Raw genomic sequence first — 12,454 nt, forward strand, 5'->3', positions numbered from 1 at the left:
CCGGGCGTGGAGCGGACTTGTACGGTCCACGTCCTGTGGGTCATTCCTCCCCCTCCAGATCGCCCTCGAGTTCGAGGTAGATCTCGCGGAGCCGGGCCAGGGTCCGCTGGTCCGGCTCCGCCCACAGGCCCCGCTCGGCCGCCTCCAGCAGCCGTTCGCCGATCCCGCGCAGGGCCCACGGGTTGGCGCGCCGCATGAACTCCTGGTTCTCGGCGTCGAAGACGTACGCGGCGGCGAGCTTCTCGTACATCCAGTCGTCGACCACGCCCGCGGTCGCGTCGTAGCCGAAGAGGTAGTCGACGGTGGCGGCCATCTCGAACGCGCCCTTGTAGCCGTGCCGCCGCATCGCCGCCGTCCAGCGCGGGTTCACCACCCGGGCGCGGAAGACGCGGTGCGTCTCTTCGCCGAGCGTGCGCGTCTTCACCTGCTCGGGCACGGCGCTGTCGCCGATGTACGCCTCCGGCGAACCGCCCGTCAGATGGCGGACCATCGCCACCATGCCGCCGTGGTACTGGAAGTAGTCGTCGGCGTCGGCGATGTCATGCTCGCGGGTGTCGACGTTCTTCGCCGCCACCTGGATCCGCCGGAACGCCGCCTCCATGTCGCCGCGCGCGGCCCGCCCGTCGAGCCCGCGGCCGTAGGCGTAGCCGCCCCAGACCGCGTAGACCTCCGCGAGGTCCGCGTCCGAGCGCCAGTTGCGGGCGTCGATCAGCGGCAGCAGGCCCGCGCCGTACGCGCCGGGCTTGGAGCCGAAGATGCGGGCGGTGGCGCGGCGGCGGTCGCCGTGCACGGCGGTGTCCTCGTCCGCGTGCGCCCGTACGAAGTTCGCCTCCGGCGGCTCGTCCAGCTCCGCGACCGCGCGCACCGCGTCGTCCATGAGGCCGACGACGTGCGGGAAGGCGTCGCGGAAGAAGCCGGAGATGCGCACCGTCACGTCGATGCGCGGCCGGCCCAGCTCCGCGGCCGGCACCACCTCGAAGCCCGTCACCCGCCGCGACGCGTCGTCCCACACCGGGCGGCAGCCCAGCAGCGCCAGGATCTCCGCGATGTCGTCGCCCTGGGTGCGCATGCAGGAGGTGCCCCAGACCGTGAGCCCGACGGACTTCGGGTACGCGCCGTGGTCGGCGAGGTGGCGGGCGAGGAGGGAGTCGGCGAGGGCGCTGCCGACGTCCCAGGAGAGCCGGGAGGGGATGGCCTTGGGGTCGACGGAGTAGAAGTTGCGGCCGGTCGGCAGCACGTTGACGAGCCCGCGGGTGGGGGAGCCCGACGGCCCGGCGGGAACGTAGCCGCCGTCGAGCGCGTGCAGCACGTTGCCGATCTCGTCGCCCGTACGGTGCAGCCGCGGAATGAGTTCCGCGGCTGCGAACTCCAGCACCCGCACGGCGTCGGGGCACTCGACCCCGAGCACCTCCGCCACGGCCGGACCTGCGGCCTTGACGGACCAGTCGCGCGCCTCCATGAACTCCACGAGGCGACGAGCCAGGGACTCCAGCAGGTCGATGGCGTCGGAGGCCGTACGGAGGGCCGCGGGCCGCCGGTCCGCCGCAGCGGCCGGGGCATCCGTGGGCGCCGCCGGACCGCGTCCGGCAGGCTGACCGGCACTATGTGCGGCGCCCCACTCCACCAGCCCCTCCGGCGGGGCGATCCGCGCGCCCGGCTCGGCCAGCAGCTCCGCCTCCACCAGCCCCACCCGGGCCGCGAGCGCCGCCCGCAGACCCGGCAGCGCGCCGCCGGCGCCGCCCCACATCTGCGCGGAACGCAGCACCGCCAGCGTCAGGTTCACCCGCGGCTCGCCGACCGGTCCGGCGCCGAGCACGTGCAGTCCGTCCCGTATCTGCACGTCCTTGATCTCGCACAGCCAGCCGTCGACGTGCAGCACGAACTCGTCGAAGTCGGCGTCCTCCGGTTCCTCCGCCACCTGCAGGTCGTGGTGCAGCTCCGCGGCCCGCACGAGCGTCCAGATCCGGCTGCGCACCGCGGGCGCCTTCGCCGGATCGAGGTCGGAGACGAGCGCGTACTCGTCCAGCAACTGCTCCAGCTTCGCCAGGTCGCCGTAGGAGTCGGCGCGGGCCATCGGCGGCACGAGGTGGTCGACCACCGTCGCGTGCCCGCGGCGCTTGGCCTGGGTGCCCTCGCCCGGGTCGTTGACGATGAACGGGTACACCAGCGGCAGGTCCCCCAGCACCGCGTCCGGCGCGCACCCCGCCGACAGCCCCAGGCCCTTGCCCGGCAGCCACTCCATCGTGCCGTGCTTGCCCATGTGCACGAGCGCGTCGGCGCCGAACGTGCGGTCCAGCCAGCGGTACGCGGCCAGGTAGTGGTGCGACGGCGGCATGTCCGGGTCGTGGTAGACGGCGATGGGGTTCTCGCCGAAGCCGCGCGGCGGCTGGATCATCACCACGACGTTGCCGAAGCGCAGCGACGCCAGCACGATCGCGGGTCCTTCGCCGCCGTCGTCCACGTACAGCCCGCCCGGGGGCTCGCCCCAGTGTTCGACCACCGAGGCCCGCAACCCGGGGTCCAGCGCGGCGAACCACCGCTCGTAGTCGCCCAGCGGCACGCGCGCGGGCGCCGCCGCCAACTGCTCCTCCGTCAGCCACTCTACGTCGTGCCCGCCAGCGGCGATCAGCCGGTGGATCAGCTCGTCGCCGTCGTCCGGATGGCCGTCGACGCCGTACCCCGCGGCCCGCAGCGCGTCGAGCAGCCTGACCGCGGAGGCGGGCGTGTCCAGGCCGACGGCGTTGCCGACCCGGGAGTGCTTGGTGGGGTACGCGGTGAAGACCAGCCCGATCCGCTTCTCGCCGTTCGGCGTGTGCCGCAGCCGCGCGTGCCGCACCGCGATCCCCGCGACCCGCGCGGCCCGCTCCGCGTCCGCGACGTACACCGGCACGCCGTCGGGACCGTCCTCCTTGAACGAGAACGGCACCGTCACCAGCCGCCCGTCGAACTCCGGTATCGCCACCTGCATCGCCGCGTCCATCGGCGACAGCGCCGCGTCCGAGTCCAGCCACGCGGCGCGCGCCGACGTCAGGCACAGCCCCTGGAGCACCGGCACGTCCAGCTCCGCGAGCGCCCCGACGTCCCACGCCTCGTCGTCTCCGCCGGCGGAGGCGTCGCCCGGCCGCGTACCGCCGGAGGCGAGCACCGTGGCGACGAGCGCGTCCGCGCGCGCCAGCAGCTCGAAGAGCCCGGGCTCCGCGCCGCGCAGCGAACCGCAGTACACGGGCAGGGCGTTGGCGCCGTGCGCCTCGACGGCCTGGCAGAGGGTGTCGACGAAGGCGGTGTTCCCGGAGAGCTCGTGGGCGCGGTAGAAGAGCACGCCGACGGTGGGCCGGTCCTCCTTCAGCCCATACGCACCATGCACGCCGTACGCGGGCATCTCCCGCGGCGGGGCGAAGCCCTCGCCGGTGAGCAGCACGGTGTCCGACAGAAACCGGCTCAGCTCGGCGAGGTTCGCGGGCCCGCCCTCCACGAGATACCGCAGCGCCTCGGCGACCACCCCGGCGGGCACGGACGACTCGGCCATCAACTCGGCGTCCGGCACGGACTCCCCGCCGAGCAGCACGGTCGGCAGCCCCGCGGCCCGGAGGGCTGCGAGGCCGTCCTCCCAGGCGCGCTTGCCGCCGAGGAGGCGGACGACGACGAGGTCGGTGCCGTCGAGGAGCGCGGGCAGGTCGTCGGGGCCGGTGCGGGAGGGGTTGGCGATCCGGAAGTCCGCGCCGGAGGCGCGGGCGGCGAGGAGGTCGGTGTCGGCGGTGGAGAGGAGGAGGACGGTGGTCATGCGTGACTCGCTTCGGTGGGGAGGAGGGCGGCGGCGAGGGTGGTGGTGAGGAGGGCGAGGAAGGAGACACGGGCGGAGAGGCGGACGGCGCGCTCGATGTCGTGTACGTCCGGAGCGCGCCCGGCCGGATTGAGCACGGCCCGGTGCTCGGTCCGTCCCGCATACGACAGCTCCCCACCGAGCCGCAGCCCGAGCGCACCGGCGAACGCGGCTTCCACGGGGCCGGCGTTGGGGCTGGGATGCCGCGGCCCGTCCTCGCGCCACACGCGCCGGGCGGCGCGGGGATCGGGCCCGGCGAGCGCCGCGAGCGCGGCGGTGAGCCGCGCGCCGGGATAGCCGGCGAGATCGTCGAGCCGGGCGGCGGCCCAGCCGAAGCGCAGATACCGGGCGGACTTGTGCCCGACCATGGCGTCGAGGGTGTTGACGGCCCGGAACCCGGCGAGCCCGGGAACGCCGCCGACCGCCCCCCAGAGGAGGGCGCCGACGACGGCGTCGGAGGTGTTCTCGGCGACGGACTCGACGACGGCCCGGGCGATGTCGGCTTCGCCGAGGCGGTGGGGATCGCGGCCGCAGAGGCGGGGGAGGCGGTGGCGGGCGTCGTCGAGGTCGTGGGCGCGGAGGGCGTGGGCGATGCCGAGGGCTTCACGGCGGAGGGAGGCCCCGCCGAGGACGGCCCAGGCCGCGAACGCGGCGAGCAGAACAAACGGGACCTGTTCCCCGGCCCTGTCCCTTCCCGAGCTTCGAGGGTTGCGCCCCCAAGACCCCCACGGGGCTGCGCCCGCGGTGCCCTCGGGGCTCCGCCGACCGGGCCCCGGCGTGGCTGTGGCCGGGGTCGTCTGAGGGCTATGCCTCGGGGCCGGGCCCGCGGGTGCGGTGAGGGGTGTGTGTTCCCCGGTCCTGTCCCTTCCCGAAACGTGGGGGCTGCGCCTCCAAGGTCCCGCCGGGGCTGCGTCCGCGGTCCCCTCGGGGCTGCGCCCCGGACCCGGGCGCCGGGCTGCGCCCGCGGGGCCGCGGAGGCCGGGCCACGTGCTCTCGCCCCTGCCCCCTTCGGGGCCCAGCGCCGTACTCCCGCCTGGGGCCGCGGGGCTGTGCCCCGAGCCCGGGTCCCGCGCCGGGCCCGTGCGCCCGTATGGGCTGCGCCTCGGCGTCCACGCGCTCTGTCCCCGACCCGGGATCGTCCCTCTGCGCGCTACTGCCGTGGCCAGGGCGGCGGTTGCCACTGTTGCGCCTACAGAGAGTGCCGTGTGCAAGGCCCCCGCCGCGCGGTTGTCGCGCCAGAGGCGGGATTCGAGGGCTGTGGCGGTGCGGCCGAAGGCCGCTACCGGGTGGGCTCGGCGGGGGTCGCCGAAGAGGTGGTCGGCGGCGTAGCCGAGGGTGGCGCCCACGGCGTACGCCAGCGGGCGGCCGCCGATGAGCCGGGCGGGGTGTGACGCGGTGTCGGGTGTCATGGTGCCGTTCGGTGCGGGGCGTGTGCCGGTGGGCATTCGGTGGTCGGGGGTCCGGGGGCGAAGCCCTCGGGAAGGGGGCGGGGCGACAGCCCGGCGATCGGGCGGGCTACGTGGCCGTCTGCGGGCTGGGGGCACAAGCCCCCGCGGGGTTCGGGGCGTAGCCCCGGGCGGGGTCAGGGGCGCAACCCCGGCGGGGTCTCGGGGGCGGAGCCCCCGAGTTTCGGGAAGGGGCGGGGTCGGGGAACAACCCCCTCAGCCCGCCACCCCCGCACCCGGCCCCGCCGGCATCCCGCGCAGCAACAACCCGCGCACCGCCGCAGAGTTCAGTGTGATCACCGAGAGGGAAAGCCCAGCAGGTGACGGGCGTCGTGCAACCACTCCTGCACGCCCTCGCCCGGCACCAGAGACACGGCGCCCTGTCCGGCACCGGCGGCAAACACCAGAACGAGCATCAGGATCCCGCCGAACAGCGCCCGCGGGGCGATGGTCCTCAGCGGCACAGGGGTGAGGAGAGAGTCTGTCGTGGGTGACACGGCCGACTGAGCCATGGCGGAAACCTCCCGGGGATCACGCGTCCCATCCGGTGGAGCTCTTCACGACGGTGCGGGTCTGACTCACCGAACTCCGCCCCGCACGGGGCGTCGTCCGGCTCACAGTGGCGCGGCCGTGCCGGAATCTCACCGGGCTTCCGTTGCGCCGTCGTCTTCGGTTGACGAGGTGACGATACCGTCGCCTGCGGGCCGGCGACCACAGGGCGTCCGCCGGCCGAGACGCGGAAGGGGCAGGTGGGACTGCTGGTGACGGTCCGGGTGATGCTTGTCACGCCGGCGGTCAACGCCGAGCTGCGGCACGCGGTATTCGGCGCGGACGAGCCGCTGGACGCGGCGGGTCGACGTGCGGCGGAGCGCGCGGGCGCCCACGCGGCGGCTTCGCTGCGTACGCACACGCCGGCGTACGCCGCGCCGTCGGTCCGCTGCCGGCAGACGGCCGACGCGCTGGGGCTCGCGGCGGAGCCGGAGGCGGAGCTGGCGGACTGGGACGTCGGCCGCTGGCGCGGGCGGGGGCTGGAGGAGCTGGCGGCGGCGGAGGGCGAGGCGGTACGGGCCTGGCTGACGGATCCGGCGGCGGCACCGCACGGCGGGGAGTCGCTGCTGCAATTGCGGGGGCGGGTCGGCGTGTGGCTCGACGGCCTGACCGGACCGGCGGGCACGGCAGGACCGGCGGGCACCGCGGGCACGGCAGGAACGGAGACCACCGGCGACATGCATCGCACGGGCAGTGCCCCAGCCCCCGCCCCCACCCACCGCGTCGTCGCCGTCGCCGAGCCCGCCGCCGTACGCGCCGCCGTCGTGCACGCCCTCGACCTGCCCTCCGCCGCCTTCTGGCGCCTTGACGTACCGCCCCTCACCCGCACCGAGCTGACCGGCCGCGCCGGCCGCTGGAGCCTCCGCTGCGGCATCCCCCTGACCCCTGGCCCCTGACCCCTGACCCCGGATCCGGGGAATACCCGCCACCACCCCGTCTGTTCCGCCGTCATGCGTGTAGAGATCTGGTCCGACGTCATCTGCCCCTGGTGCTACATCGGCAAGGCCCGGTTCGAGAAGGGCCTCGCCGCCTTCGCGGGCCGGGACGGCGTCGAAGTGGTGCACCGCTCCTTCGAGCTCTCCGCCGGTGCCGCGCGGGGCGGCCGGCAGGAACTCGGTCCCGAGCTGAAGGCCAAGTACGGCTGGGACGACGCGCAGCTCAAGGCGATGGAGGACCGGGTCGGCGCCGCCGCGGCGGCCGAGGGGCTCGGCATGCGCCACGACCGGTTCGTCACCGGCACCTTCGACCTCCACCGGGTCCTGCACCTCGCCAAGGAGTGCGGCCTTCAGGACCGGCTCCTCGACGCGTTCTACACCGCCAACTTCGCCGAGGCCCGCCCGATCAGCGAGGACGACACGATCGTCGACATCGCCACCGGTGCCGGCCTCGACGCCGACGAGGTGCGCCGGGTGCTCGCGGACGAGGACGCCTACGCCGACGCCGTACGCGCCGACGAGAAGGAAGCCGCCGAGCTGGGCGCAACCGGTGTGCCGTTCTTCGTCATCGACCGCCGCTTCGCCGTCTCCGGCGGGCAGCCGGCGCAGGTCTTCACGCAGGCGCTGGAGCAGGCCGCCGCCGCGGGCGGGCTGCAGACCGTCGCGGGCACGGGCGGCGACGGCGCCGTCTGCGCCGACGACGCCTGCGACGTCCCGTAGCGGACCGGCCCCCAAGGAGCCCAGTCCCGCGAAACACGGCCGCGCCCCCCGCCCGGAAGGATCCGGGCGGGGGGCGCGGCACCGTCCCGGTGTCACATCCCCGCGGGTCCGCGGAGGTACGCCACGGCCTTCGCGCTCCGCGTCACCGCACTGGTGTGAAGTCCCGCGCGCCGATGAAGTCCGGCCGCCGCACCGGTGCCGCGAACGGCTCCACGGCCGCGTTCTCCACGCTGTTGAAGACGAGGAAAACGTTGCTGCGCGGGTACGGCGTGATGTTGTCGCCCGAGCCGTGCATGCAGTTGCAGTCGAACCAGGTCGCACCACCGGCTGCGCCGGTGAACAGCTTGATGCCGTGCGCCTCCGCCATCTCCGTCAGCGCCTCGTCCGACGGCGTGCCGGCGTCCTGCATCTGCAGGGACTTCTTGTAGTTGTCCTTCGGCGTGGCACCCGCGCAGCCGAGGAACGTCTTGTGCGACCCCGGCATGATCATGAGGCCGCCGTTGGTCTCGTAGTTCTCCGTCAGCGCGATCGAGACCGACACGGTCCGCATGTTCGGCAGGCCGTCCTCGGCGTGCCAGGTCTCGAAGTCCGAGTGCCAGTAGAAGCCGCTGGCGCCGAACCCGGGCTTGATGTTGATCCGGCTCTGGTGGATGTAGACGTCGGAGCCGAGGATCTGCCGCGCCCGCTCCAGGACGCGCTCGTCGCGTACCAGCTTGCCGAAGACATCGCTGATCTTGTGGATCTCGAAGATGGAGCGTACGGCCTGCGTGCCCGCCTCGATGACCGAGCGCTCGTCGGCGCGGACCCGCGGGTCGGCGATGAGCCGGTCCAGCTCGGCCCTGTACGTCTCCACCTCCTCCGGGGTGATCAGTTGGTCGACCGTCAGGTAGCCGTTGCGCTCGTAGCCCTCCAGCTCCCAGGGCGGGATGGGCCCGTCGGCACCCGGTTCCGACCAGACCACCGGGTCCTGACGGGGCGTGCTCACTTCTTCCGCGCCGCGCGTCGGGTAGAGGTCGGTGACAGTCGGGCTGGCCATGGTTCTCAGTCCTCCTCAGTCAGCAGCGGGTACACGCCGTTCTCGTCGTGGTCCTCGCGGCCCGTGACCGGCGGGTTGAAGACACAGATGCAGCGGAAGTCCTGCTTGATCCGCATCGTGTGCCTCTCGTGCCCGTCCAGCAGGTACATCGTCCCCGGCGTGATGGCGTGCTTCTCGCCGGTCTCGTCGTTGGTGAGTTCGGCTTCGCCCTCGACGCAGACGACGGCCTCTATGTGGTTCGCGTACCACATCGACGTCTCGGTGCCCGCGTAGAGCACGGTCTCGTGGAGGGAGAAGCCGACGCGCTCCTTCGCGAGCACGATGCGCTTGCTCTCCCAGGTGCCCGACGCGGACTTGATGTGCCGGTCGGTACCTTCAAGCTCCTTGAAGGATCGGACGATCACGGTGCTTCTGTGCCTCTCTTTCGGGATCGGTCGGCGGCTCTGCCGCTCTGTCTGCCGGCGTGTACGTGCCTGCTCGTACGCGACGGGCGGGCCGCCCCGGCCGTCAGGCGGTCTCGCGGACCGCCCGGGCCAGCGTGCGCAACCCCTCGTCCAGGTCGTCCGGCGTCGTCGTCAGCGCCGGCAGCAGCTTGACGACCTCGCTCTGCGGCCCGGAGGTCTCCAGGATCAGCCCCAGCTCGAAGGCGCGCCGGCAGACACGCGCGGCGCGCGCCGGGTCGGGGAACTCGAGCCCCCACACCATGCCGCGGCCGCGGTACGTGGTGTCCGCGTCGGAGTGCTCCGCGCAGATCGCGACCAGCGCCTGCTCGATCTGGGCGCCGCGGGCGAGGGTCTGCTTCTCCATCTGGCCGTCGGCCCAGTACGTGTCGAGCGCCGCGGTGGCGGTGACGAACGCCGGGTTGTGGCCGCGGAAGGTGCCGTTGTGCTCGCCCGGCTCCCAGACGTCCAGCTCCGGCTTGAAGAGCGTGAGCGACATCGGCAGCCCGTAGCCGCTGATCGACTTCGACAGTGTGACGATGTCGGGCGTGATGCCCGCGTCCTCGAAGGAGAAGAACCCGCCGGTGCGGCCGCAGCCCATCTGGATGTCGTCGACGATGAGCAGCATGTCGCGGCGTTTGCACAGCTCGGCGAGGCCGCGGAGCCAGTCGGCGCGGGCCACGTTGATGCCGCCCTCGCCCTGGATGGTCTCGACGATGACGGCGGCGGGCTTGTTCAGCCCGGAGCCCTGGTCCTCCAGCAGCCGCTCGAACCACAGGAAGTCCGGGACCTGGCCGTCGAGGTAGTTGTCGAACGGCATGGGGGTGCCGTGCACCAGCGGGATGCCGGCGCCGGCGCGCTTGAACGCGTTGCCGGTGACGGCGAGCGAGCCGAGCGACATGCCGTGGAAGGCGTTGGTGAAGGAGACGATCGCCTCGCGGCCCTTGACCTTGCGGGCCAGCTTCAGCGCGGCCTCGACGGCGTTGGTGCCCGTCGGGCCCGGGAACATGACCTTGTACGGCAGGTCGCGGGGGCGCAGCACGACGTTCTGGAAGGTCTCCAGGAACGCGCGCTTGGCGGTGGTGGCCATGTCGAGGCCGTGGACGATGCCGTCGCGCTCCAGGTAGTCGAGGAGCGCGCGCTTGAGCACGGCGTTGTTGTGGCCGTAGTTGAGAGATCCGGCGCCGGCGAAGAAGTCGAGGTAGGTGTGGCCGTCCTCGTCGTACAGATAGCTGCCCTGGGCCCGGTCGAAGACCGCGGGCCAGCCACGGCAGTAGCTGCGCACCTCCGACTCCAGGGTCTCGAAGACGCTCAGGGCGGGCGGTGTGATGGTCACAGCGTTCTCCTGGGAGATGATCCGATGTGCGGGGGGTGCGAATGGGTCGGTCGGCTCAGCCCGCGAGCGGGCCGATGCGGTACAGCAGCTCGGGCTCGTGCCCGTCCGGGAAGTGCTCCCCGTGGAACAGCACGTCGCGGTCGACGCCGGCGCCGTGGCGGCGCGCGTACGAGCGGAAGAGCTGGTCGGAGGCGGAGTTGTCCGGCGTGATGGTCGTTTCGAGGCGGCGTATGCCGCGGTCCGCCAGCGCGCGCTCGGTCAGCCCGTCGAGGAGCGCGCCGGCCAGACCGCGGCCGCGGAACGCGGCGTCCACGGCGATCTGCCACACGACGAGGGTCTCCGGCCGCGCGGGCCGGATATAGCCGGTGACGAAGCCGACCGGGGCGCCGTCCGAGTCCCGTGCCACGACGCTGGTGTCGGCGAAGTCGCGACACCACAGCAGGTAGCTGTACGACGAGTTGAGGTCCAGCGACCCGGAGTCGCGTGCGATGCGCCAGATTGCGGCGCCATCCTCGATTCGCGGGGTGTCCAGCCGGACACCCGCCTCGTCTGCAGCCGCGGTGCGGGGTTTATCGGGAGGGCCTGCTAGGTCTGCTTGTGCGGCAGTCATGCAAATTGAATTTACCTAGCGGAAATTGAAATCGCACGGCCGATAGGGGTTACAAAAGGGGCGTAGGTGTGTTATCCGCGGGCACGCGCGAGCGCGCGATCCGAAGGGGATATGCCCCGATATATCAGCGAATTCCCGGGGGGAGTTGGCGCCTGGTACCGAAATGTAACGTATTGATAACGACTCCGGCCGCTGTCCGGATTGAGAAGGTTGACTGGCCGAAAAATTACCTGGTTTATCCGACCGGGGAGCGGGCAGAAGAAGACGGGAAAATCACTTCGCGGAGGCGACGATAAACTGCCGTTAAACATACGTCAATGCCTCACCCCCCGTGTTCGTTCCTTCGCGTGAGGTCGGCTGTGGTAGGCCCCGGAGATCGCCGCGAACGGCCGCCCGCTAGGGTGCCCCGCATGAGCGAGAGCCCGGTGCTGCGCGTGAGGGGCCGGGTGCTGACCGGCCGCGAGGAAGTCCGCGACGAGCTGTGGGTGGTGGGCGGGCGCGTCACCTTCACGCCGCCCGCCGCCGCGCGCGAGGTCGTCGACATCGAGGGCTGGGCGCTGCCCGGGCTCGTCGACGCCCACTGCCACGTCGGGCTCGACGCGCACGGCGCGGTGGACGACGCCACCAGCGAGAAGCAGGCCCGTACCGAGCGCGAGGCCGGCGCCCTGCTGCTGCGCGACGCGGGCTCCGCCGCCGACACCCGCTGGATCGACGGCCGCGACGACCTGCCGCGGCTCGTCCGCGCCGGCCGCCACATCGCCCGTACCCGCCGCTACATCCGCAACTACGCCCACGAGATCGAACCGGACGACCTCGTCGCGTACGTCGCCCGCGAGGCGCGCAGGGGCGACGGCTGGGTCAAGCTCGTCGGCGACTGGATCGACCGCGAGGCCGGCGACCTCACCCCGTGCTGGCCGCGCGAGGCCCTGGCCCCCGCGATCGCCGAGGCGCACCGCCTCGGCGCCCGCGTGACCGCCCACTGCTTCGCCGAGGACTCGCTGCGCGACCTGGTCGAGGCGGGCATCGACTGCATCGAGCACGCCACGGGCCTCACCGAGGAGACCGTGCCGCTCTTCGCCGAGCGCGGCGTCGCCATCGTGCCCACCCTCGTCAACATCGCGACGTTCCCGGAGCTGGCGGCGGGCGGCCAGGCCAAGTTCCCCCGCTGGGCCAACCACATGCGCCGGCTGCACGACCGCCGGTACGCCACCGTGCGCGCGGCCTACGACGCCGGCATCCCCGTCTACGCGGGCACCGACGCCGGCGGGTCGCTGGCGCACGGCCTGGTCGGGCAGGAGGTGGGCGAGCTGGTCGCCGCCGGGATCCCGGCGGCGGACGCCGTCTCGGCGGCGGCGTGGGGCGCGCGGGAGTGGCTCGGGCGCCCGGGCCTGGAGGAGGGCGCGCCCGCGGATCTCGTGGTGTACGAGGCCGATCCGCTGGCCGACGTGCGGGTGTTGACGGCACCGCGGCGGATCGTCCTGCGCGGCCGGGTCGTCGGCTGAGAGCAGAGGAGCGGGGGGCGCGGGGCGACTTCCGCGATCTGATTCCCCCGAAGGGGTGAAC

At 73.1% G+C, this 12,454-nt stretch carries 9 protein-coding genes and 2 pseudogenes; 3 read left to right on the forward strand and 8 right to left on the reverse strand.

Features of this window, described 5'->3' with window-relative positions; all coding sequences use genetic code 11:
* Window positions 1–40: 40 nt before the first annotated feature.
* The 4 genes and pseudogenes from cobN to FB457_RS15875 form a co-directional block, all read right to left on the reverse strand.
* Window positions 41–3,781 carry a cobaltochelatase subunit CobN gene (gene cobN / locus FB457_RS15860; RefSeq protein WP_145782226.1) on the reverse strand — a complete coding sequence of 1,247 codons (3,741 nt, stop codon included), beginning with the start codon at window positions 3,779–3,781 and terminating at the stop codon, window positions 41–43.
* Window positions 3,778–4,476 (reverse strand): annotated as a pseudogene (locus FB457_RS15865) (CobD/CbiB family cobalamin biosynthesis protein); the annotation flags it as partial. The gene cobN and the pseudogene FB457_RS15865, both read right to left, overlap by 4 nt.
* Before the next feature lie 504 nt (window positions 4,477–4,980).
* Window positions 4,981–5,265: pseudogene (locus FB457_RS15870) on the reverse strand (cobalamin biosynthesis protein); the annotation flags it as partial.
* A 296-nt stretch (window positions 5,266–5,561) separates the two neighbouring features.
* Window positions 5,562–5,777 carry a CbtB-domain containing protein gene (locus FB457_RS15875; protein WP_047015070.1) on the reverse strand — a complete coding sequence of 72 codons (216 nt, stop codon included), beginning with the start codon at window positions 5,775–5,777 and terminating at the stop codon, window positions 5,562–5,564.
* 264 nt (window positions 5,778–6,041) lie between these two features.
* Here FB457_RS15875 and FB457_RS15880 point away from each other — a divergent pair, with 264 nt between their 5' ends.
* Window positions 6,042–6,710, forward strand: a complete 669-nt coding sequence (locus FB457_RS15880; protein ID WP_047019795.1) for a histidine phosphatase family protein — start codon at window positions 6,042–6,044, stop codon at window positions 6,708–6,710.
* 54 nt (window positions 6,711–6,764) lie between these two features.
* On the forward strand, window positions 6,765–7,469 hold the full coding sequence (locus FB457_RS15885; RefSeq protein ID WP_047015069.1) for a DsbA family oxidoreductase: 705 nt from the start codon (window positions 6,765–6,767) through the stop codon (window positions 7,467–7,469).
* 142 nt (window positions 7,470–7,611) lie between these two features.
* Here FB457_RS15885 and thpD read toward each other — a convergent pair whose 3' ends face one another.
* From thpD to ectA, 4 genes are all read right to left on the reverse strand, one after another.
* On the reverse strand, window positions 7,612–8,505 hold the full coding sequence (gene thpD / locus FB457_RS15890) for an ectoine hydroxylase (protein WP_047015068.1): 894 nt from the start codon (window positions 8,503–8,505) through the stop codon (window positions 7,612–7,614).
* 5 nt (window positions 8,506–8,510) lie between these two features.
* Entirely contained in the window at window positions 8,511–8,909 is a 399-nt protein-coding gene (locus tag FB457_RS15895) for an ectoine synthase (protein ID WP_047015067.1), read from the reverse strand.
* A 103-nt stretch (window positions 8,910–9,012) separates the two neighbouring features.
* Complete coding sequence (gene ectB / locus FB457_RS15900; RefSeq protein WP_047015066.1) at window positions 9,013–10,281, reverse strand: diaminobutyrate--2-oxoglutarate transaminase; 1,269 nt, start codon at window positions 10,279–10,281, stop codon at window positions 9,013–9,015.
* A gap of 55 nt (window positions 10,282–10,336) precedes the next feature.
* On the reverse strand, window positions 10,337–10,891 hold the full coding sequence (ectA, locus tag FB457_RS15905; protein WP_078898166.1) for a diaminobutyrate acetyltransferase: 555 nt from the start codon (window positions 10,889–10,891) through the stop codon (window positions 10,337–10,339).
* Window positions 10,892–11,301: 410 nt separating this feature from the next.
* On the opposite strand from ectA, the gene FB457_RS15910 reads away from it, so the two are divergent.
* Complete coding sequence (locus tag FB457_RS15910; protein WP_047015065.1) at window positions 11,302–12,393, forward strand: amidohydrolase family protein; 1,092 nt, start codon at window positions 11,302–11,304, stop codon at window positions 12,391–12,393.
* Window positions 12,394–12,454: the final 61 nt, after the last annotated feature.

Source organism: Streptomyces sp. CNZ287 (assembly GCF_007827615.1).

Coding starts and splice junctions, on each gene's coding strand:
- FB457_RS15875 (WP_047015070.1), bottom strand. CDS start 5,777: ATGGCTCAGTCGGCCGTGTCACCCACGACAGACTCTCTCCTCACCCCT.
- FB457_RS15880 (WP_047019795.1), top strand. CDS start 6,042: ATGCTTGTCACGCCGGCGGTCAACGCCGAGCTGCGGCACGCGGTATTC.
- cobN (WP_145782226.1), bottom strand. CDS start 3,781: ATGACCACCGTCCTCCTCCTCTCCACCGCCGACACCGACCTCCTCGCC.
- ectA (WP_078898166.1), bottom strand. CDS start 10,891: ATGACTGCCGCACAAGCAGACCTAGCAGGCCCTCCCGATAAACCCCGC.
- thpD (WP_047015068.1), bottom strand. CDS start 8,505: ATGGCCAGCCCGACTGTCACCGACCTCTACCCGACGCGCGGCGCGGAA.
- FB457_RS15885 (WP_047015069.1), top strand. CDS start 6,765: ATGCGTGTAGAGATCTGGTCCGACGTCATCTGCCCCTGGTGCTACATC.
- FB457_RS15910 (WP_047015065.1), top strand. CDS start 11,302: ATGAGCGAGAGCCCGGTGCTGCGCGTGAGGGGCCGGGTGCTGACCGGC.